The sequence below is a fragment of the Klebsiella sp. G-Nf4 genome, from assembly GCF_002810615.1.
In the GTDB taxonomy this organism is placed as follows: domain Bacteria; phylum Pseudomonadota; class Gammaproteobacteria; order Enterobacterales; family Enterobacteriaceae; genus Klebsiella; species Klebsiella variicola.
This window is the reverse complement of record NZ_PION01000015.1, coordinates 1-20938: the sequence shown is the minus strand read 5'-3', so window position 1 is coordinate 20938 and position 20938 is coordinate 1. Positions and strand designations below refer to the sequence as shown.

Below are 20938 nucleotides of genomic sequence, written 5' to 3'. Positions count from 1 at the left end.
GACGAACAAAGCCGCATAACGCGGCTTTGAATAAACAGAATGAGACGGGAGGTTATTCCGTCGCAGCGCGCAGCATTTTCCTGCCACCGCTAATTCGTTTCACTAACATGACCGAGACGAACGCGCCACAGAGCGCAAAGCCCGCCATGATACCAAAGACTATCTTGTAGCCTGCCAGACCTGGGTTGAGGTCAAGAATGTAGCCATACAGGCTGTAGCAGAACATGGCCGGCGCATAACCGATAAAGCTCCCCAGCGCCATGGCTGCGCCGGTCCGGTTTTCAGCGATTTTTGCTTCACCGATCGGGGCAAAGAATACCGCTCGCTGCGTAAACACAATTGCACCAAATCCCAGAGTGCAAATCATACCCAGATAGACCGGCATACTTTCATGGGGCAGCAATATTAACGCCACTAAGGCCAGGGTACTCACACAGAAGGTATAAAAGAGATATTTGCTTGGCGACTTAAGAATTTTATCGGCTATCAGGCCACCAATCGGTCCGCCAACCATTTTTAAACAATACTGATTAATGATGCCGTAGGCGCCCACCAGCGCTACTGGCAACAGGTAGATATTTTTCAGGAAGGGGATAAAGAAAGTGAGTCCACAGTAAACGGCGTAAACGAAGAAGACGTTAAACGCGATGAGCCAAATGGTTTTATCTTTTAATACCGAAGAGATGCTACTTTTCTCTGTGGCGCTCTCGGTGATAGCTTTCTCAGGCGCATCCTCATCCTTTTCTTTCAACATAAAAAACAGCATGATCCCGACAACAATCACGATGAGAGCATAGAACCAGATCCCGGCTTTAAAACCCAGCAAACCGCTACCAAACCAGGTAAAAATAGCTAAAGCAGAGAAGGCAATAATCGTGTCGACAACCCCCCGCCCGGTTTCAAAGAAGCCAAATAACCGCCCCTGTTGTTCGCTGTTGCCCAGCCGACTTACCGACTTTAATAGCACCGGCCAGTTCATCATATCGCAGGTAACGCCAAATAAGGCCCAAACGAAGAGAATTCCCCAATATCCAGGCATCGTCGTCAGATAGATCCCTAATAAACCTGTTGCAATCAGTGACAACGACATGGTGTAACGGCGAGGAAGCTTATCGGCAAAGTAAATTGACAGGAAAAAACCAATCGTGGTCACCACTGAGTTCACCGACATGGCATTACCTATCTGGCCATTAGTCAGATGAAAATAGTCCTGCATTGGAATATAAAAGGCATCTTTCAGTGAGGGCAGTTTATAAATGGTGCCGCCGCACAAGGTTAATAAACTGAATATAGCCCATTTCTTTTTTGTGAGCATAGGATCCCCTAATGATTTAACATCATTTGGTTTAAGGAAGATAACAGACCATCATCATTTATTAAAAATGATGACCCGGTATAACGAATTATCGATAAATTTAGTGTGCCAGCACGGTAAGCGCTTCGTCTTTTATTATTTGCAATGTATCTTCGACATATTTCAGCTGCGCAATCGCATCCTGCTTTTCTTTCAGCAGCCGCTCTTCAAGCTGGTCAGCATCAGGTAGCGGAGTTTCGCTCATTTGCCGCCACGGGATCCACGGGTTGTCACCTTCCGTTGCAAAACGGAACGGGGGTGCATAGTAATCCACCTCCTCTTCCAGGCCGTACGCCATGACCTGCGGCTGGTCATCGCCGAGACAAATTAATTTCGTCAGCAGCGCCTTAAATGGCATATCGCCCTGGCCTGAGTTACAGGCCCGATGCCCAAGTCCACCGTTCTCAGCAATAATACAGGCGTCTTTAATATGAACCTGCGTAATGTAAGGTGACATCAACGCTAACGCCTCAAGAGGTCGTTCATTGGCGTTGATCATATTGGCGAAGTCAAAAAGAAGCGATAGCGTTGGCATTTCGCTGCGTTTAATTAAATTCACCAGTTCAACGCTTTTCAGATCTTCATGTTGCTCAAGGGTAAACGTCAGGCCAGTATGGCTATATGCTTGTTTAATGTATTGAATGTCGGTGGAAATTTTTTCAATAACGTCGTACAAATGTCCTTCATAACGAGGATAAAAGCGAACGGATGATGCGCCTGTTTTTAAGGCGATAGTGACGGCCTGATCGATTGTTTGTTTATCGGAGGCGCTGGTCTCGATATGAATATCCAGTTGCAACGATTTTGCTTTATCTCCAAACTCGGCTAACTGGATATCATTCATATTGCTCAGCGAGTAGCGCTCGCCATCAAGAACATGTATTTTTACCCCTTTTAAATGCAGGCTATCTGCGATGGCCAGCAAATCATTAGGTAAAATACGTTCAAGCCGCATATTCAAATGATAGGCATAGGCATGAAGGTAGAGTGGTATGTTATCAATACGGGAAAGGATCTTCCCGGCGTTATCTTTAGTGACCATAAAATACCTACAAGTTAATAAAGAGATCCACAGCCTCAAATCGCCAGTATTCGAGATCTATCTGCACAATATTACCTGCACTATCGGCACGGTGTTTTTCTATCAGAATAGCCGGCAGACCTGCAGAGCCGCCGATGAATTTGCTCACATCGCCCGACATTCTGACGGGTCTAAAAGCCAGTTTTTTAATCACCACTGGCTTATGATATTCACGCTCCCAGACGGAGGAAAAAGACTGGTTCTTCAACCGGTCAATAAAATCTGGCGCGACGTTAGGGTTGATAAAGGTCTCGTGGTAGAAAACTTTATGCCCTTCCAGCGCTCCCCAGCCGGTTACCAGATATAAATCATCAGACGGAATAACATCCATCAGGGGTTTAGCAACGTCGGGATAGTCTCGGGTTCGCTGTTTTTCATTAAAGCCCCATGAGGGTTCTCTGCCCTGCTCAATGGCGGCTCGCTGAAAGCTCGCTGAGAGCTCAGGGCTATAGTTAAAACGCGGCTGGGCGACAAACCATCCTTTACGGTCTTTACGAAAAATCCTCGATTCCGCTTCCAGGCTGAGCAGCGCCTGACGCAGCGTCATGCGTTTGATGCCCAGCAGCTCACCAAGCTCTCTTTCAGAAGGCAGTTTTCCCCCCGCAGCCGTCAGCCCTTGCTTAAGCCACAGATCCAGTTTCTCTTTCGCATTTTCAACAGTGGAGAGATTTTCAGTCATTGTTTAATCCATTTGGTTTAAACCAGATAGCTCATCTTACTCTTCCGCAAAAAAAGAAAGCAATTCCTCACACAAACTTTAGGTATAAATGTGACCGATCTCTCTCGGCAACCCGGAAATAGCGCGACGACAGGCAGAGACCACCCATAAAAAAACCCCGCCGAAGAGGCGGGGTTTAGCGAACAACAAGAAGAAAAATTACTCTTCTTTTGCACCGCGCATTGCGCGTTTACGGTCGTTCTCAGTCAGGTGACGTTTACGGATACGGATAGACGTAGGGGTCACTTCTACCAGTTCGTCGTCATCGATGAACTCCAGAGCCTGCTCCAGGGTCATCTTAATCGGCGGAACCAGAACCGTTGCTTCGTCAGTACCGGACGCACGCATGTTGGTCAGTTTTTTACCGGTCAGGCAGTTTACCGTCAGGTCGTTAGAACGACTGTGAATACCGATGATCTGGCCTTCGTAAACTTCAGCGCCGTGGCCGAGGAACAGCTTACCGCGATCCTGCAGACCGAACAGAGCGAACGCAACCGCTTTACCCTGACCGTTAGAGATCAGTACGCCGTTGTTACGCTGGCCCACTTCGCCCGGACGAACGTCGTCGTAGTGGCTGAAGGTGGAGTACAGCAGACCGGTACCAGAAGTCATGGTCATGAACTCTGAACGGAAGCCGATCAGACCACGGCTTGGGATCACGTAGTCGAGACGTACGCGGCCTTTACCGTCTGGATTCATGTTTTTCAGATCGCCTTTACGCTCGCCCAGCGCCTGCATGACAGAACCCTGGTGCTGCTCTTCGACGTCCAGCGTCACGTTTTCGAACGGCTCTTGTTTACGGCCGTCGATTTCGCGGAAGATAACTTTCGGACGGGAAACCGCCATCTCGAAACCTTCACGACGCATGTTTTCAATCAGAACGGACAGGTGCAGTTCGCCACGACCAGAAACGCGGAATGCATCAGCGTCCTGAGTCTCTTCGACGCGCAGCGCCACGTTGTGCACCAGCTCTTTGTTCAGACGGTCCAGAATCTGGCGAGAGGTAACGAACTTACCTTCTTTACCACAGAACGGAGAGGTGTTGACGTTGAAGAACATGGTTACGGTCGGTTCATCAACGGACAGTGCCGGCAGCGCTTCAACATTCTGCGGATCGCAGATGGTGTCGGAGATGTTCAGCTCGCCCAGACCGGTGATCGCGATGATGTCGCCAGCTTCGGCTACGTCGCTCTCGATACGCTCCAGACCCAGGTGAGTCAGAACTTTACCGACTTTACCGTTACGGGTTTTGCCTTCGCTATCGATGATAGTGACCTGCTGGTTCGGCTTCACTTTACCGCGTTTGATGCGGCCGATACCGATGACGCCAACATAGTTGTTGTAGTCCAGCTGGGAAATCTGCATCTGCAGCGGACCGTCAAGGTCAACGTCCGGCGCCGGCACGCGATCAACAATCGCCTGATACAGCGGGGTCATGTCGTCAGCCATGTCTTCGTGGTCCAGACCCGCGATACCGTTCAGCGCGGACGCGTAAACGATCGGGAAGTCCAGCTGTTCGTCAGTCGCATCAAGGTTAACGAACAGGTCGAACACCTGATCGACAACCCAGTCCGGACGGGCACCCGGACGGTCAACTTTGTTGATGACCACGATCGGCTTCAGGCCGTGGGCAAAAGCTTTTTTGGTCACGAAGCGCGTTTGCGGCATCGGGCCATCAAAGGCATCGACCACCAGCAGCACAGAGTCAACCATGGACATAACACGCTCAACCTCACCTCCGAAGTCGGCGTGCCCTGGGGTATCAACGATGTTGATACGGTAATCATTCCATTTGATTGCGGTGTTTTTAGCGAGGATGGTAATCCCACGCTCTTTCTCCAAATCGTTGGAGTCCATCACACGTTCTTGTGCTTCAGTACGTGCGTCGAACGTACCGGATTGCTGTAGCAGCTTGTCAACCAGGGTAGTTTTACCATGGTCAACGTGCGCGATGATGGCGATATTACGCAGATTTTCGATCACAACTTTGCCTCAGGCATTAGAAATAGCGCGTTATTGTACACGTATTAAGCGAAGGACTGAACAGGATCACAAACATCCTCCGCAAACAAGTATTGCAGAGTTTCTTTGTGACCGCTTTCACGGAGCGATAAAAGGGCACCGTAACAAAAATTGCACCAAAATGGTGCTCAATGTTCACACTGAGGCACTATTTTGGTGCATTATCTCCATCATGGTGCAGTCCTTTTGCACTATGGTGCGCATGATACAGCGTTTTATAGGGCATTTAAAAGTTGGCACAGATTTCGCTTTATATTTTTTAAGGCAACAACGCCACTTTTAAGCAGTATGAAGTTTTCGTTACCACGACGACAATGACCAATCCGGGAGAGTTTAAGTATGTCCGCTGAACACGTTTTGACGATGCTGAACGAGCACGAAGTGAAGTTTGTCGATCTGCGCTTCACCGATACCAAAGGTAAAGAACAGCACGTCACGATTCCGTCTCATCAGGTAAATGCCGAATTCTTCGAAGAAGGCAAAATGTTTGATGGCTCCTCGATTGGTGGCTGGAAAGGTATCAACGAATCTGACATGGTCCTGATGCCAGACGCCTCCACCGCGGTCATTGACCCGTTCTTCGAAGAACCGACGCTGATCATCCGCTGCGATATCCTCGAACCAGGCACCCTGCAGGGCTATGACCGCGACCCGCGCTCCATCGCGAAACGCGCTGAAGAGTACCTGCGCGCCACCGGCATCGCTGATACCGTCCTGTTCGGGCCAGAACCAGAATTCTTCCTGTTCGACGACGTCCGCTTCGGCGCCTCTATCTCTGGCTCCCATGTCGCGATCGATGACATCGAAGGTGCGTGGAACTCCTCCACCAAATACGAAGGCGGTAACAAAGGTCACCGTCCAGGCGTGAAAGGGGGTTACTTCCCGGTTCCGCCAGTAGACTCTTCACAGGATATCCGCTCCACCATGTGTATGATCATGGAAGAGATGGGTCTGGTTGTTGAAGCTCACCACCACGAAGTGGCAACCGCAGGTCAGAACGAAGTGGCAACTCGCTTCAACACCATGACCAAAAAAGCGGATGAAATTCAGATTTACAAATACGTTGTTCACAACGTCGCTCACCGCTTCGGTAAAACCGCGACCTTCATGCCGAAACCAATGTTCGGCGACAACGGCTCCGGCATGCACTGCCATATGTCTCTGGCGAAAAACGGGACTAACCTGTTCTCCGGCGACAAATACGCAGGTCTGTCTGAGCAGGCGCTGTTCTACATCGGCGGCGTAATCAAACACGCTAAAGCGATTAACGCCCTGGCGAACCCGACCACCAACTCCTACAAGCGTCTGGTCCCGGGTTACGAAGCGCCGGTTATGCTGGCTTACTCTGCGCGTAACCGCTCTGCCTCCATCCGTATCCCGGTGGTGACCTCTCCGAAAGCGCGTCGTATCGAAGTGCGCTTCCCGGACCCGGCTGCCAACCCGTACCTGTGCTTTGCAGCGCTGCTGATGGCTGGCCTTGATGGTATCAAGAACAAAATCCATCCGGGCGAAGCAATGGACAAAAACCTGTACGACCTGCCGCCGGAAGAAGCGAAAGAGATCCCGCAGGTTGCTGGTTCTCTGGAAGAAGCCCTGCAGGCCCTGGATGCTGACCGCGAGTTCCTGACGGCTGGCGGCGTGTTCACCAATGACGCTATCGATGCTTACATCGCCCTGCGTCTGGAAGAGAACGACCGCGTACGCATGACTCCGCATCCGGTTGAGTTCGAACTGTACTACAGCGTCTAATTTTGCTGTAAATCCAGGGTATGTCGTGTTGTGGCGCGGGATGCCCGGGATATTTTGTTGCCGTGGAAACTTTCAGCCCATCTCAGGATGGGCTTTTTTCTCCACCAACACGCTGATCTCGCGAGCTTTTTACCGATAAAAAGCTATACTGCACTAAATTGGTGCACTCATTTTCAGGAGACTGTCGAATGGCAACAGGCACACTGCCCGATGCTGGGCAGATCCTTAACTCTCTAATCAACAGTATCTTACTGGTCGATGATGACCTGGCGGTGCACTTTGCCAACCCTGCGGCGCAGCAGCTGCTGGCGCAGAGTTCACGCAAGCTGTTTGGCACCCCGTTACCTGAGCTGTTGAGCTATTTCTCATTGAATATTGGGCTGATGCAGGAGAGTCTGCAGGCGGGCCAGGGTTTTACCGATAACGAAGTCACGCTGGTTATCGATGGCCGCTCACACATCCTGTCTCTGACCGCCCAGCGGCTACCGGAAGGCTTTATTTTGCTGGAAATGGCGCCGATGGATAACCAGCGCCGCCTGAGCCAGGAGCAACTGCAGCACGCACAGCAGGTCGCCGCCCGCGATCTGGTCCGCGGCCTGGCACATGAGATAAAAAACCCGTTAGGTGGCCTGCGCGGCGCGGCACAGCTGCTCAGCAAAGCCCTGCCCGACCCGGCGCTCACGGAATATACCAAAGTGATCATCGAGCAGGCTGACCGGCTGAGAAATCTGGTCGATCGCCTGCTTGGGCCACAGCATCCGGGCATGCACGTTACTGAAAGTATCCATAAAGTCGCCGAGCGGGTAGTGAAACTGGTCTCCATGGAGTTACCGGACAACGTGAAGTTAATCCGTGATTACGACCCCAGCCTACCAGAGCTGCCCCACGACCCGGATCAAATTGAACAGGTGTTGCTGAACATCGTCCGTAATGCGCTGCAGGCGCTGGGGCCGGAAGGGGGTGAAATTGTTCTCCGCACCCGCACCGCTTTCCAGCTGACGCTGCACGGGGTGCGTTATCGCCTCGCCGCACGTATTGACGTTGAAGATAATGGCCCGGGTATTCCGCCCCATCTCCAGGATACGCTGTTTTATCCGATGGTCAGCGGTCGCGAAGGCGGTACCGGCCTGGGCTTATCTATTGCCCGCAGCCTTATCGATCAGCACTCCGGCAAAATTGAATTCACCAGCTGGCCGGGTCATACCGAATTTTCGGTATACCTGCCTATTCGGAAGTAGAGGTGTTTATGCAACGAGGGATAGCCTGGATCGTTGATGACGATAGCTCCATCCGCTGGGTGCTTGAACGCGCGCTCACCGGAGCCGGCTTGAGCTGCACAACGTTCGAAAGCGGCAATGAGGTGCTAGATGCCCTCACCACCAAAACCCCGGATGTACTGCTGTCAGATATCCGTATGCCGGGAATGGATGGTCTGGCGCTGCTCAAACAGATTAAGCAACGTCATCCAATGCTTCCGGTCATCATAATGACCGCGCATTCCGATCTGGACGCTGCGGTCAGCGCTTATCAGCAAGGCGCGTTTGATTATCTGCCCAAACCTTTTGATATTGATGAAGCCGTCGCCCTGGTCGACCGGGCGATAAGCCACTACCAGGAGCAGCAGCAGCCGCGAAATGCGCCGATAAGCAGCCCAACCGCCGATATCATCGGCGAAGCGCCGGCTATGCAGGATGTCTTTCGCATTATTGGCCGCTTGTCGCGCTCATCCATCAGCGTGCTGATCAATGGCGAATCCGGGACCGGTAAAGAGCTCGTCGCTCACGCCCTGCATCGTCATAGTCCACGTTCAAAAGCGCCGTTTATCGCGCTCAATATGGCAGCAATCCCCAAGGACCTGATTGAGTCCGAGCTGTTCGGCCATGAAAAAGGGGCCTTTACCGGCGCCAATACCGTCCGCCAGGGACGCTTCGAACAGGCTGACGGCGGCACGCTATTCCTGGATGAAATTGGCGATATGCCGCTTGATGTGCAGACTCGTCTGCTGCGCGTGCTGGCGGATGGCCAGTTTTATCGCGTGGGCGGCTACGCGCCGGTGAAGGTTGATGTGCGGATCATCGCCGCCACCCACCAGAACCTGGAACAGCGCGTGCAGGAGGGGAAATTCCGTGAAGATTTATTCCACCGCCTGAACGTGATCCGGGTGCATTTACCGCCGCTGCGCGAGCGCCGGGAAGATATTCCACGTCTGGCTCGCCATTTTCTGCAGATAGCCGCCCGGGAGCTCGGCGTTGAAGCCAAACAGCTGCATCCGGAAACGGAGACAGCGCTGACTCGCCTGGCGTGGCCTGGCAACGTCCGTCAGCTGGAAAATACCTGTCGCTGGCTCACCGTGATGGCCGCCGGCCAGGAAGTGCTGACACAGGATCTGCCGAGCGAACTGTTTGAGACCACGGTTCCGGACAGCCCAACGCAGATGCAGCCCGATAGCTGGGCGACACTGCTGGGTCAGTGGGCCGATCGGGCGCTGCGCTCCGGTCATCAAAATCTGCTCTCAGAAGCGCAACCCGAAATGGAACGCACGCTGCTGACAACCGCTCTGCGCCACACGCAAGGTCACAAGCAGGAAGCCGCACGCCTGCTGGGATGGGGTCGTAATACCCTGACGCGTAAGCTAAAAGAGCTGGGAATGGAGTAGTGATTAACGGCATGATGAAAATTAGCCGTTCAGCGCAAAGTGCTGCTATTTTGTACTTTACTGTTCCGATGAGTTGAGTATGATCGTGCCCGGCATTACGGGAGAGCATCATGTTTGAATCACTGGTGAGTATGATATCGAGCGGCGCCGCTGCGAGTCACACGCCACAGACGGCAGTCGCAGCCGTTCTGTGCGCTGCCCTGGTCGGTCTGTTCAGCTAATTGTTCCCCCTCTCCCGTCGGAGAGGGGGAAAACATTAAATGACCCGTGAGAATTGCTGCATCCGAGCCTTTTGCCGTAGATACGCGTCAAAGCACATACAGATGTTGCGGATCAGCAGTCGGCCTTTCGCCGTCACCTGAATGGCCTTATCATCCACAGCCACCAGCCCGTCATGCGCCAACGGCGCCAGTAGCTTCAGGTCTTCCGCAAAATAAGACTGAAAATCCACATCCCACTGCGCCTCTACTGCCTCAATATCCAGACGGAAATTACAGATCAACGCCTTAATCACGTCACGACGTAAACAGTCATCACGGGTTAACTCGATCCCGCGCCACAGGGCGTCCCCTTGCTCTGCCACCTGCTGGTAGTATTGCTTCAGCTCTTTTTGGTTCTGAGCGTAGCTGTCGCCAATCATGCTGATCGCCGAAACGCCCATTCCCAGCAGATCGGTATCCCCCTGGGTGGTGTAGCCCTGGAAATTGCGGTGCAGTATGCCGTGACGTTGCGCGACCGCTAATTCATCGTCTGGGCGAGCAAAGTGGTCCATGCCGATAAACTGATAGCCTGCCGCCGTCAGTGAACCGATGGTCTCCTGCAGGATCTCCAGCTTCTGTTCAGCGGAGGGCAGATCGGCATCTTTAATTTTCCGCTGTGCGGCAAAGAGCGTGGGCAGATGCGCATAGTTAAACACGCTCAGGCGGTCAGGATTGAGCTCAGCGACCTTTTGCAGGGTAAAGGCAAAGCTCTCCGGCGTTTGCTTCGGCAGGCCGTAGATGAGGTCGATATTGGTCGAGGTAAAACCAATCTCCCGCGCATGGTTGAGCAAATCAAAGATGAACGCTTCGTCCTGCTCACGGTTAACCAGACGCTGAACCTCTTTATTGAAGTCCTGCACGCCCATACTCAGGCGGTTGAAACCCTCGGTGCGTAAATGATCGAGGACATCCAGCTCGATCTCACGTGGATCGACCTCAATGGAGATTTCGGCTTCCGCGCTGAAATGGAAGTGGCTGCGCAACAGATTCATCAGGCGACTGATTTGCGCCTTATTGAGATAGGTTGGTGTGCCGCCACCCCAGTGCAGTTGTTTAACCTGGCGACTGGCAAACAGCGGCGCGCGGCGGATGATCTCCTGTTCAAGGACATCGAGATATTGATCGGCCTTATGCTGCTGGCGGGTGACTATCTTATTGCAGCCGCAGAAATAACACAGCTTATGGCAAAAAGGGATATGCACGTACAGCGACAGGGGCCGCTGTGGATAACGGGCCACAGCGGCTTCGAATTCCGCCGCGCCGAATTGCGGTGAAAACTCCAGCGCGGTGGGATACGAGGTATAGCGCGGCCCGGAATAGTTATATTTCTGGATCAGGGCCAGATCCCAGTCGATTATCTGCTCAGACATGCTCACTCCTTCCGATGGTGCCGCCGACGGGTACGCCGTCCCGGCCTCACCGCACCGCGGGTCATGAGCCGGTTGCGCAGCCATTTCTGACGCCGCGACAACCGTCGTAGTTTAACGAATAACCACAGCAGATAACATATAACCAGAAGGGTTATAAGCAGTACCGGGAATCCGATGGGATGCAAATGTTAGTTTCCACCCTTCAGCAGACGCATCATATCTTCCTGACGCTCTTCCTCTTCTTCATCTTCGTCATCGTAAGAGAGGCCGAGCTGCTGCATCAGCTCATCAATGCGATCCAGTTTGGCGTCCACCCAGCTCTGCTCTTCAGCATTCAGGGTGCCGCCCTCTTCCAGACGTTCCAGCAGCGCATCCAGGCGCTCATCATTCTCCAGCAACTCCAGCTCAGCCTGTGGTGAAAGCATAGGTTTCTCGCTCTTTGGTTTATGCTGCTTGGGGGCTGGGGTGCTGCTTTCGCTCACGCCCAGCGGGATCGGTTTTTTACTACCGACGCGTGGGTCTTGCGTCTGGCTCTGTTTTTTGCCCGCTGAAGCCGCATCGCCGCCGTTCGCGCGACTTCCCGCCGCGTGGCCACGATGTTTCTTCTGCCGTTTGCGATCGCGAGCTTCCTGATTTATTTCTTCACGCGACTTGCGGCCGGATTTGCCACGGGTGGCGGATGTCGGTTTTTTCATGGTGTGTAATCTTCAGACAGTATTATTCAGTATAGAATTGAGGCGGAATCTAGCAGAAAGCAAGCAAAGAAAAAAGGCGACAGATTACTCTGTCGCCTTTTTCCTCACTGACCACCCTTAACGGGCTTCTTCTTTCCCTGTTCGCTAACGACTTACCCTGTCTTTCCCTTAGCGTCCAACGGTCCCTGTTTCTTCCTTTTCCCTTTGAAACGTCTCCAAGACGCGCGTCATCCTGACTATCCTGTGGTCTTCGCCTCCTGGCGCTTCCTGACCCCTCGTCCTGAGTCTTAATCCTTTCAGCATCCCCGCCGTTGTGTATTACTTTACCCTGTTGACAAAAATCGACAACCAGCCAGGCCGTTAAAAAAACATTTTCAGATTTCTCTATTTTTATAACCCTTTTATTTTCAATGCATTACATCTTTATCGTCTTATTATTCTCAGGTATGTCCTATACGAAGAATAGTCAATGTCTCACAAACCATATGGTTTTTACTTACAGGAACGGCGTGCGGTAAAAACAGCCTTTTTCTGCTGTTCAGGTATAATCCCTGCCATAGCCTGTTTTAACGGAGACGACCGTCTTGACCAACTGGAATTATCAACTGACGCACTTTGTCACTAGCGCGCCAGATATCCGCCATCTTCCTGCCGATACCGGTATTGAAGTGGCGTTCGCCGGCCGCTCCAACGCGGGAAAATCAAGCGCGCTGAATACGCTGACCAACCAGAAGAGCCTGGCGCGGACCTCCAAGACTCCTGGACGTACGCAGCTGATTAACCTGTTCGAAGTCGCCGATGGCAAACGCCTGGTTGACCTGCCCGGCTATGGTTATGCGCAAGTACCCGAAGAGATGAAGATCAAGTGGCAGCGTGCGCTGGGAGAGTACCTGGAAAAACGTCTGTGCCTGAAAGGCCTGGTGGTGCTGATGGATATTCGCCACCCCCTTAAAGATCTCGATCAACAAATGATCGAATGGGCGGTAGAAAGTGATATTCAGGTTCTGGTCCTGCTGACCAAAGCCGATAAGCTCGCCAGCGGCGCGCGTAAAGCGCAAGTGAATATGGTGCGAGAAGCGGTACTGGCCTTCAATGGCGATGTCCAGGTTGAACCTTTCTCTTCGCTGAAAAAATCTGGCGTGGATAAGCTGCGACAGAAGCTGGATAGCTGGTTTAACGAAATCCCGCCGCAAGAAGCCGTCGAAGACGCCGAGTAACCCCCGCTTTTTCCGGATAACGGCGCGTAGCGCCCTATCCGGACGTTCATATTACGCGGTTTTAACTGTATCAAACTTTTCTTTCGCGCAATAAAAAACGCCCCGGTCATAAATGACCGGGGCGGCTAAAATATTCAGCCAAATCCGATTACGTGAAGTAAAAGGTCTGAAAGATAGAACATCTTACCTCTGTACCCTACGCGATTAACTCTACTCTTCTTTCGCTCACGGATAAAGCATTTTTTGTAGTTTTTTTTCACTATTTACATAGCAAATTCAAATGATCCTCACAAAACGCTATAAGTTATGTTGCTTACTTACAGAAAATCGCTTTGCGCTTTGTATACTTAGTGCGCTTGATCCCAGTTTTCACCACTACCGACTTCCACCAGCAGCGGTACCGCCAGCGTAGTGCTGTTCTCCATCAGTTCATGGATCTTTTTCGACACGGCATCGAGCTCATCTTTATGCACTTCAAAGACCAGTTCATCGTGAACCTGCATGATCATCCGCACGCGAGGTTGCTCCTTCCGCAGCCATTCATCAACAGCAATCATCGCCCGCTTGATAATGTCCGCCGCCGTCCCCTGCATCGGGGCGTTGATCGCCGCACGTTCCGCGCCGGCGCGACGGGCACCATTGCTGGATTTAATATCCGGCAGATAGAGTCGACGGCCATCCAGCGTTTCAACGTACCCTTGCTCTTTCGCCTGAGCGCGGGTGCGCTCCATATACTCCAGGACGCCCGGATAACGCTCGAAATAAAGATCCATATACTTCTGTGCTTCTTTACGCGGGATGTTCAGCTGGCGGGCCAGGCCGAAGGCGCTCATGCCATAGATGAGACCGAAGTTGATGGCTTTCGCACTGCGGCGTTGTTCGCTGCTGACGCTGTCCAGTGGTAAGCCAAACACTTCAGCCGCCGTCGCCCGGTGAATATCCTTCCCTTCTGCGAAAGCGGTCAGCAGGCCTTTATCCCGCGACAGGTGCGCCATAATACGCAGTTCGATTTGCGAGTAGTCCGCTGAGACAATGACGTAATCTTCCGGCGCGATAAACGCCTGGCGAATACGCCGTCCTTCTTCGTTACGCACTGGGATATTTTGCAGGTTTGGATCGGTAGACGATAAACGACCGGTAGCAGTGACCGCCTGATGATAGGAGGTATGCACGCGCCCCGTTTTGGGGTTAATCATCAGCGGCAGTTTATCGGTATAGGTCGATTTCAGTTTCGCCAGCCCGCGATATTCCAGAATCACTTTCGGCAACGGATAATCCAGCGCCAGCTCTTCCAGGACCTCTTCAGACGTGGACGGCGCGCCGCCCGGCGTCTTCTTCAGCGGCTTGATACCCTGTTTCTCAAACAGGATCGTTTGCAGCTGTTTAGTGGAGGAGAGATTAAACGCTTCCCCGGCAATCTCATGCGCGCGCTGCTCCAGCTCAACCAGACGCTGGGCGATCTCCTGTGAGTGCGCATGCAGCACGGCAGGGTCGATTTTCACGCCATTGCGCTCAACCCGAGACAGCACCGGCACCAGCGGCATTTCGATATGCTTAAAGATATTCAGCGGACCTTCATGCTGCTGCAGCTTCGGCCACATCTTCAGATGCAGCTGGAGCGTGACGTCGGCATCTTCCGCCGCGTAGCGGCCAGCCTCCTCCAGTGCAATCTGGTTAAAGGTGAGCTGGTTCTTACCTTTACCGGCGATCTCTTCAAAGGTAATGGTTTTATGCTTCAGCCAGCGGTCGGAAAGACTGTCCATATCGTGACGGCCCGCCACGCTGTCGAGAATGTAGGATTCCAGCATGGTATCGAACGCAATCCCGCGTAGCTCAATGTCGTAGTTGGCCAAAATACCGCGATCGTATTTGAGATTTTGCCCGACCTTGAGCAGCTTCTCATCCTCCAGCAGCGGTTTAAGCAACGCCAGTACGCGCTCGCGGGGGATCTGATCCGGTGCATCAAGATAATCATGCGCCACGGGAACATAGGCGGCCACGCCCGGCTCAACCGCAAATGAAAGACCGACCATATTGGCGGAGATGTTATCCAGGCTGTCGGTTTCCGTATCAAAGGCAAAGAGCGGCGCCTGCTTCAGCTTATCGATCCAGGTGACCAGCGTGGCCTCATCAAGGATAGTGACATAGTGCTCTGCTGAAAGGGCGGAGGCCGGTTCATCCTCTGCTTCTGCTTGTGCCGCTGCCGCAGGCTCTGCAGGTTTCGCGGCCGGTTTGCCGCCCTTGGCCTGCAGCCATTTCCCGGCCTCAACGTCGGTTGTCCAGCGCTTAAATTCGTACTGCCTGAACAGCGCCAGCAGGTCGTCAGCCGCCGGCGGTTGCACCTCCAGCTCTTCGCACGTGAGCTCCAGCTCGACGTCGGTTTTAATGGTCGCCAGCTGATAAGAGAGATAAGCCACGTCCTTGTTCTGCTCCAGCTTCGCCGCCATCGTTTTCGCGCCGCGGAAGCTCAGTTCAGCAATTTTCTCCGGTTCCGCATACAGCGTATCAAGGCCGCCAAGGCCTTGCAGCAGCGCCTGGGCGGTCTTCTCACCCACGCCCGGCACGCCGGGAATGTTATCCGAGGAATCGCCCATCAGTGCCAGGAAATCGATAATCAGCTCCGGCGGGACGCCATACTTGGTGACGACCTCATCCGGTCCGAGGATAGTGTTAGTCATGGTATTGATCAGGGTGATCCCCGGCGTCACCAGCTGAGCCATGTCTTTATCACCGGTGCTGATCAGCACCGGACGGCCCGCCCTTTCTGCTTCCCGTGCCAGGGTGCCTATCACATCGTCGGCTTCGACGCCCGGAACCGCCATCAGCGGCAGCCCCATCGCTTTCACCATCTTATGCAAAGGCTCGATCTGCGCACGCAGATCGTCCGGCATCGGCGGGCGGTGGGACTTGTAGTGTTCGAACAATTCATCACGGAAGGTTTTCCCTTTCGCATCAAAGACCACGACGGCATGAGACGGCTGATACTGCAGGATCAAACTGCGCAGCATATTCAGTACGCCGTACATGGCCCCGGTCGGCTCCCCTGCGCTGTTAGTCAGCGGCGGAAACGCATGATACGCCCGATAAAGATAGGATGAGCCGTCAACGAGGATGAGAGGGTTTTCTGGGATCTGAACCATAATTTCCGTGCCTGTTTATCAGATTATGGATAAAGGATGCCACAGACGGGCATGAAATCCTGAATTTTTCCCACATTTCGTGGAAAAGATTCGACGATCGTCGCGATCGCCGGACAACTTTGTTTGTGGATAACTTTGTGCATAGTTTTACAACATCAGCTTATCCGCCCCTGAAAAAAAACGAATAAATACTATTACTCTTTATATATCAGCCAATTAAAAACATATCGGTGAACATGGCATCAATTTGATGACCCAATGTTCCATGTGGATAGAAGATCCTTGTTTTTTTCTGTTCTCGTAAGATCCGTTATTTACCGCGTTTTCTGGTAAAATCAGCCCCTTGCGCAGCTTAAAGGCGCTCTTTGTCAGCCTAACTTTCTGAATAAACTAACTATGTCGAGATTACTCGCTGCGATAACACTTCCGCTGAGTATCGCCTTAACCATCTTAGTCACCATTATCTGCTCTGTACCGATCATCGTCGCCGGGCTGATTAAACTGCTGGTTCCCATTCCAGCGGTATGGCGATCTATATCTGTTTTTTGCAATTTTATGATGTATTGCTGGTGCGAAGGGCTGGCGCTGCTGTTGTATCTCAATCCCTGGCTTAAATGGGACGTCGAGGGTCTGGAAGGCTTAAATAAAAAGAACTGGTATCTGCTGATCAGTAACCACCATAGCTGGGCAGACATCGTGGTGTTGTGCGTGCTGTTCCGCAAGCATATTCCGATGAATAAGTACTTCCTTAAACAGCAGCTGGCATGGGTACCCTTCATCGGCCTCGCCTGCTGGGCGCTGGATATGCCCTTTATGCGCCGCTATTCGCGCAGTTACCTTATTAGACATCCAGAACGACGCGGTAAAGATGTCGAAACCACCCGCCGTTCGTGTGAAAAATTCCGTGCGCATCCGACGACTATCGTCAATTTCGTGGAAGGCTCGCGTTTTACCGAAGCCAAAAAACGCGAGACGCGCTCGCCTTACGATAACCTGCTACCGCCTAAAGCGGCAGGCATCGCCATGGCGCTCAACGTACTCGGTTCGCAGTTCGATAAACTACTGAATGTCACGCTGTGCTACCCGGAGAACAATACAAGGCCATTTTACGACATGCTGAGCGGCCGCCTGACGCGCATTGTAGTACGAATCAATCTGGTCCCTATTGGTGAAGAGCTGCACGGCGATTACGTTAACGATAAGAACTTTAAGCGCGGCTTCCAGCGCTGGCTGAATGGGCTATGGGAAGAGAAAGACCGTCAGTTGACTGACATCATGCAGGGCAAAGAAAGGTAGTCACTGCCAGAACAGCTAAAGTAACGCCGGTCAGTGACCGGCGTTTTTTTTATTTCTTCTCTACCAGTTGCTTCACGGTATCCGCATACTGAGCGACGAAGACATCCATATTGCTGGTGTCCATCCCCTGCGGGTTCAGCTGGTATTTACCATTAACATACATAGCCGGTACCCCCTGCAGCTGCAGATCGGCTGCAGCTTTCTCTTGCTGAGCGACCAGAGATTTCACCACGAAGCTATTCCATGCGGCATCGTAGTCTTCCCCTTTCACGCCAGCATCGACGAACACCTTACGAATGTCAGCCACGCTCTGCACGGTCTGGGTTTTCTGCACGGCTTCGAACATCGGCGCAGTAATTTTATCTTCAACGCCCAGCGCGATGGCCACCGCCCATGCCTGCGTCAGATCCTTGCCCAGAGGGCCCAGGAACTCAACGTGGTATTTGGTCATTTTGGTGCCTTCCGGCAGTTTCTGACGCACATTGTCAGAAACATGCAGCACTTCTTCAAACTGGTAGCAGTGCGGGCAGTAGAATGAAAAGAACTCGAGCACCTGCGGCTCGCCAGCAATCGGCTTATCAAGGGTGATGTACTGCTTGCCATCGGTGATCTGGGCAGCGGATGCACTAAAAGCCAGAATCATACCAGCCAGCGCCAGCCAAACTTTTTTCATGATTTACTCTCTCCTGGATATATCACATTAATACATTGGCGTTAACTGAAGCGGGGGTTCCTGTAGAACCTTCACCTGCTCAAGAAAAGTCGACGTCTGCCCCCGCCAGTAATCCTCCCCGGTTAACCAGGGGAAATTGACCGGGAAAGCGGGATCGTCCCAGCGTCTGAGCAACCACGCCAGATAATAAACCAGCCGCATAGCGCGTAAAGGTTCAATTAGCGCGATTTCATCGCTGTTAAAGGGGCTGAATTCCTCATAGGCCTCGACGATGGTCTCTAGCTGCATACGCTGTTCAGACTTATCGCCGTTAAGCAGCATCCACAGATCCTGAATCGCCGGGCCGGTTCGCGCATCGTCTAAGTCGACAAACAGTGGCCCGTCGCGCCAGAGGATATTACCCGCATGGCAGTCACCGTGCAGGCGTAACGTGTTCCCGCGGCCGTGCCATTGCTCCATGACGGCAGCAATGAGTTTATCGGTCGCCTTCAGGAAATCGGCCTTCAGGCCAGAGGGGATAAGCGTCGCCTGTTCAAACACCTGGCGCGGTTCCAGCAGGTACTCCTGCACGCCAATTTCCGGGCGGGCAGTAAAGCGCTGTTTGCGGCCAGTCTGGTGCAGGCGCCCCAGATAGCGGCCAACCCATTCCATTTGATCAAGGTTATCCGCTTCGAACTGACGACCACCAAGGCTTGGGAAAACGGCAAAGTAGAATCCCTGATGCTGATGAAGCGTACTGTCGTTAAATAAGAGCGGCGCAGCAACGGGCACTTCATCTTCTACAAGCTGAAGCGCAAACAGGTGTTCTTCAAGGATCTGTTCTGCGGACCAGCGCTCAGGACGATAGAACTTTACCACATAGCGATGGCGCTCTTCGTCCTGGAACTGATAAACGCGGTTCTCATAGCTGTTTAGCGGAGTGAGACCGGAGTCCACCCGCATACCCAGATCGAATAACCCATCGATAATGGTATCCGGGCGAAGCGTCTGAAAAGTAAAAGCCTTACCGTGCATCCTGACATCCGATAATCGTACGAATAGTTCAGGATATCATCTCATTGCACTTTACGCGGCAGCGCTTACAACCTTTTACTCTTTTATTACCCCGCGGGCGCGCAGCAGTGCGGTTTTAAAGTCCTCTTCATAATCCTTCTGAATACCAGGGATGATGGCATCTTTAGAAGAGTCACGCATCTTCAGGTGATAGATCAGAATATCGTCGGAAAGATCGCTCAGTTCGCCATCATAGCCGGCCTCTTTCGCCAGTTTCTGCAAAAATTGCATCAGATTCAGTTCAGGCTCTTTCTGCCAGGCAGGCTGGAGGAGTTCAATTACTTCATTCAGACGTTTACATTTCATGGTCATGCTCCTTACTCTTGATAGGGACAAGTTAACAGGGTCAATCCCACAATGAAAGAGGCGATATTCATATGCAAAGCGAGGCGATAACCGGCGTCGTGCTGGCTGGCGGCAGAGCCACGCGAATGGGCGGCATTGATAAAGGATTACAGCTGCTCAATGGACGTCCTCTCTGGCGTCACGTCGCAGAGGCATTAGCCCCGCAGGTTGATGCGTTAGTCATTAGCGCCAACCGTCATCTTGAACAGTGGCGTGCCAGCGGATATCCGGTCTTTAGAGATATACAGGAGGATTATCAGGGACCACTGGCCGGAATGCTTGCTGTGATGCAGCAGGTTACAAGTCCATGGTTTGTTTTTTGCCCCTGCGACACGCCGTTCATTCCGTCCTTTTTGGTGGAGCGCTTTGTACAGCAGAAAGATGCTGCGCCGGTCGTTTGGGCCCATGACGGCGAACGGGATCATCCCGCCGTTGCGCTCGTGCATCGACAAATCATCCCGGACCTCGAGGCCTACCTTACCAGTGGAGAACGCCGGGTAATGGTCTTTATGCGTCAGGTCGGCGGACATCCGGTCAGCTTCAGCGAGGTGAAATCAGCGTTCATCAATGTAAATACGCTTGATGATTTGCAGCAGATGCAGGAGCCATCATGATCCCATTACTGGCGATCGCCGCATGGAGCGGTACCGGAAAAACAACATTATTAAAGCGTCTTATCCCTGAGCTGTGCGTCAGAGGTCTGCGTCCCGGGCTGATAAAACATACCCATCATGATATGGACGTCGATAAACCCGGCAAAGATAGCTATGAATTACGTAAGGCGGGCGCTGCGCAGACCATTGTCGCCAGTGAACAGCGCTGGGCGTTGATGACGGAGACGCCAGAGACGCCGGAATTAGACCTCACGTGGCTTGTCAGTCGAATGGATGCCAGCAAACTGGACCTGGTTTTAGTGGAGGGGTTCAAACATGAACCCGTGCCGAAGATCCTACTTTTTCGGCAAAACAGCGGCCACTGTGTAGACGAGCTGGTGATTGATGAGCATACCATCGCCGTGGCCAGCGATGTGCCGATCGCGACATCACTTCCGCAGTTGGATTTAAATGATGTTCCACAGATCGCGACATTTATTGCAAGTTGGTTAGAGAGGCATTAGCAGTTTATCGGTAGGGATTGCTTCTTAACACAGACTTTAATGAATGGCATCGGCAGACAGGGGCCTCCCCGGAGGCGGTGCTGCGCACCTTGTCCGGGCTACCTGTCAGCCCCGGTTTGTAGCCCCGGTAAGCGCAGCGCCACCGGGGAGATATACTCACACAGCAAAAAAACCCCGCACCTTTCGGCCCGG

18 protein-coding genes are annotated in these 20938 nt (G+C 52.7%); 8 read left to right on the top strand and 10 right to left on the bottom strand.

Features of this window, described 5'->3' with window-relative positions:
• Window positions 1-52 precede the first annotated feature (52 nt).
• The 4 genes from CWM57_RS24140 to typA form a co-directional block, all read right to left on the bottom strand.
• Window positions 53-1315 (bottom strand): MFS transporter, encoded by a 1263-nt coding sequence (locus tag CWM57_RS24140; protein WP_061156266.1) that lies wholly within the window; start codon window positions 1313-1315, stop codon window positions 53-55.
• Between the two features lie 100 nt (window positions 1316-1415).
• The gene (locus tag CWM57_RS24135) at window positions 1416-2396 is read right to left on the bottom strand and encodes a sugar phosphate isomerase/epimerase family protein (RefSeq protein WP_100676497.1); all 981 of its coding nucleotides are present in this window, start codon (window positions 2394-2396) and stop codon (window positions 1416-1418) included.
• A gap of 7 nt (window positions 2397-2403) precedes the next feature.
• On the bottom strand, window positions 2404-3114 hold the full coding sequence (locus CWM57_RS24130; protein WP_100632111.1) for a GntR family transcriptional regulator: 711 nt from the start codon (window positions 3112-3114) through the stop codon (window positions 2404-2406).
• Between the two features lie 198 nt (window positions 3115-3312).
• On the bottom strand, window positions 3313-5136 hold the full coding sequence (typA, locus tag CWM57_RS24125) for a ribosome-dependent GTPase TypA (protein WP_061156269.1): 1824 nt from the start codon (window positions 5134-5136) through the stop codon (window positions 3313-3315).
• Between the two features lie 378 nt (window positions 5137-5514).
• Between typA and glnA the strand changes: the two genes are divergently transcribed.
• From glnA to CWM57_RS27940, 4 genes are all read left to right on the top strand, one after another.
• Window positions 5515-6924, top strand: coding sequence for a glutamate--ammonia ligase (gene glnA / locus CWM57_RS24115; protein ID WP_061156270.1), 1410 nt, complete (start codon window positions 5515-5517; stop codon window positions 6922-6924).
• 188 nt (window positions 6925-7112) lie between these two features.
• On the top strand, window positions 7113-8162 hold the full coding sequence (gene glnL / locus CWM57_RS24105; protein WP_008807910.1) for a nitrogen regulation protein NR(II): 1050 nt from the start codon (window positions 7113-7115) through the stop codon (window positions 8160-8162).
• 8 nt (window positions 8163-8170) lie between these two features.
• The gene (gene glnG / locus CWM57_RS24100; protein ID WP_008807911.1) at window positions 8171-9580 is read left to right on the top strand and encodes a nitrogen regulation protein NR(I); all 1410 of its coding nucleotides are present in this window, start codon (window positions 8171-8173) and stop codon (window positions 9578-9580) included.
• Between the two features lie 110 nt (window positions 9581-9690).
• Window positions 9691-9801 carry a YshB family small membrane protein gene (locus CWM57_RS27940; protein WP_004152951.1) on the top strand — a complete coding sequence of 37 codons (111 nt, stop codon included), beginning with the start codon at window positions 9691-9693 and terminating at the stop codon, window positions 9799-9801.
• Window positions 9802-9836: 35 nt separating this feature from the next.
• On the opposite strand, the gene hemN is transcribed toward CWM57_RS27940, so the two are convergent.
• A complete protein-coding gene (gene hemN, locus CWM57_RS24095; protein ID WP_100676496.1) occupies window positions 9837-11210 on the bottom strand; it encodes an oxygen-independent coproporphyrinogen III oxidase in 1374 nt (457 codons plus the stop codon).
• Between the two features lie 188 nt (window positions 11211-11398).
• Window positions 11399-11905: a Der GTPase-activating protein YihI gene (yihI, locus tag CWM57_RS24085; protein WP_061156272.1), complete on the bottom strand. Its 507-nt coding sequence runs from the start codon at window positions 11903-11905 to the stop codon at window positions 11399-11401.
• A 584-nt stretch (window positions 11906-12489) separates the two neighbouring features.
• Between yihI and yihA the strand changes: the two genes are divergently transcribed.
• Window positions 12490-13122, top strand: coding sequence for a ribosome biogenesis GTP-binding protein YihA/YsxC (yihA, locus tag CWM57_RS24080; RefSeq protein ID WP_074387468.1), 633 nt, complete (start codon window positions 12490-12492; stop codon window positions 13120-13122).
• Window positions 13123-13469: 347 nt separating this feature from the next.
• On the opposite strand, the gene polA is transcribed toward yihA, so the two are convergent.
• Window positions 13470-16262 (bottom strand): DNA polymerase I, encoded by a 2793-nt coding sequence (polA, locus tag CWM57_RS24075; RefSeq protein WP_100632110.1) that lies wholly within the window; start codon window positions 16260-16262, stop codon window positions 13470-13472.
• Between the two features lie 396 nt (window positions 16263-16658).
• Here polA and CWM57_RS24070 point away from each other — a divergent pair, with 396 nt between their 5' ends.
• Window positions 16659-17558 carry an acyltransferase gene (locus CWM57_RS24070; RefSeq protein WP_100632109.1) on the top strand — a complete coding sequence of 300 codons (900 nt, stop codon included), beginning with the start codon at window positions 16659-16661 and terminating at the stop codon, window positions 17556-17558.
• 49 nt (window positions 17559-17607) lie between these two features.
• Here CWM57_RS24070 and dsbA read toward each other — a convergent pair whose 3' ends face one another.
• The 3 genes from dsbA to CWM57_RS24055 form a co-directional block, all read right to left on the bottom strand.
• On the bottom strand, window positions 17608-18231 hold the full coding sequence (gene dsbA / locus CWM57_RS24065; protein WP_008807917.1) for a thiol:disulfide interchange protein DsbA: 624 nt from the start codon (window positions 18229-18231) through the stop codon (window positions 17608-17610).
• 27 nt (window positions 18232-18258) lie between these two features.
• Window positions 18259-19245: a serine/threonine protein kinase gene (locus CWM57_RS24060; protein ID WP_074387471.1), complete on the bottom strand. Its 987-nt coding sequence runs from the start codon at window positions 19243-19245 to the stop codon at window positions 18259-18261.
• A gap of 75 nt (window positions 19246-19320) precedes the next feature.
• Window positions 19321-19590 carry a YihD family protein gene (locus CWM57_RS24055; RefSeq protein WP_061156277.1) on the bottom strand — a complete coding sequence of 90 codons (270 nt, stop codon included), beginning with the start codon at window positions 19588-19590 and terminating at the stop codon, window positions 19321-19323.
• Window positions 19591-19661: 71 nt separating this feature from the next.
• Here CWM57_RS24055 and mobA point away from each other — a divergent pair, with 71 nt between their 5' ends.
• Both mobA and mobB read left to right on the top strand, forming a co-directional pair.
• Window positions 19662-20243: a molybdenum cofactor guanylyltransferase MobA gene (mobA, locus tag CWM57_RS24050; protein WP_074387472.1), complete on the top strand. Its 582-nt coding sequence runs from the start codon at window positions 19662-19664 to the stop codon at window positions 20241-20243.
• Complete coding sequence (mobB, locus tag CWM57_RS24045; protein WP_074387473.1) at window positions 20240-20746, top strand: molybdopterin-guanine dinucleotide biosynthesis protein MobB; 507 nt, start codon at window positions 20240-20242, stop codon at window positions 20744-20746. Before mobA ends, mobB begins: the two co-directional genes overlap by 4 nt.
• Window positions 20747-20938 lie beyond the last annotated feature (192 nt).

Excerpts from the sequence above, each read along its gene's own strand:
- dsbA (WP_008807917.1), bottom strand. The coding sequence starts at position 18,231 with ATGAAAAAAGTTTGGCTGGCGCTGGCTGGTATGATTCTGGCTTTTAGT.
- CWM57_RS24070 (WP_100632109.1), top strand. The coding sequence starts at position 16,659 with ATGTCGAGATTACTCGCTGCGATAACACTTCCGCTGAGTATCGCCTTA.
- CWM57_RS24055 (WP_061156277.1), bottom strand. The coding sequence starts at position 19,590 with ATGAAATGTAAACGTCTGAATGAAGTAATTGAACTCCTCCAGCCTGCC.
- CWM57_RS24135 (WP_100676497.1), bottom strand. The coding sequence starts at position 2,396 with ATGGTCACTAAAGATAACGCCGGGAAGATCCTTTCCCGTATTGATAAC.
- yihI (WP_061156272.1), bottom strand. The coding sequence starts at position 11,905 with ATGAAAAAACCGACATCCGCCACCCGTGGCAAATCCGGCCGCAAGTCG.
- polA (WP_100632110.1), bottom strand. The coding sequence starts at position 16,262 with ATGGTTCAGATCCCAGAAAACCCTCTCATCCTCGTTGACGGCTCATCC.
- CWM57_RS24130 (WP_100632111.1), bottom strand. The coding sequence starts at position 3,114 with ATGACTGAAAATCTCTCCACTGTTGAAAATGCGAAAGAGAAACTGGAT.
- CWM57_RS24060 (WP_074387471.1), bottom strand. The coding sequence starts at position 19,245 with ATGCACGGTAAGGCTTTTACTTTTCAGACGCTTCGCCCGGATACCATT.
- hemN (WP_100676496.1), bottom strand. The coding sequence starts at position 11,210 with ATGTCTGAGCAGATAATCGACTGGGATCTGGCCCTGATCCAGAAATAT.
- glnL (WP_008807910.1), top strand. The coding sequence starts at position 7,113 with ATGGCAACAGGCACACTGCCCGATGCTGGGCAGATCCTTAACTCTCTA.
- CWM57_RS24140 (WP_061156266.1), bottom strand. The coding sequence starts at position 1,315 with ATGCTCACAAAAAAGAAATGGGCTATATTCAGTTTATTAACCTTGTGC.
- CWM57_RS27940 (WP_004152951.1), top strand. The coding sequence starts at position 9,691 with ATGTTTGAATCACTGGTGAGTATGATATCGAGCGGCGCCGCTGCGAGT.
- mobA (WP_074387472.1), top strand. The coding sequence starts at position 19,662 with ATGCAAAGCGAGGCGATAACCGGCGTCGTGCTGGCTGGCGGCAGAGCC.
- mobB (WP_074387473.1), top strand. The coding sequence starts at position 20,240 with ATGATCCCATTACTGGCGATCGCCGCATGGAGCGGTACCGGAAAAACA.
- glnA (WP_061156270.1), top strand. The coding sequence starts at position 5,515 with ATGTCCGCTGAACACGTTTTGACGATGCTGAACGAGCACGAAGTGAAG.
- glnG (WP_008807911.1), top strand. The coding sequence starts at position 8,171 with ATGCAACGAGGGATAGCCTGGATCGTTGATGACGATAGCTCCATCCGC.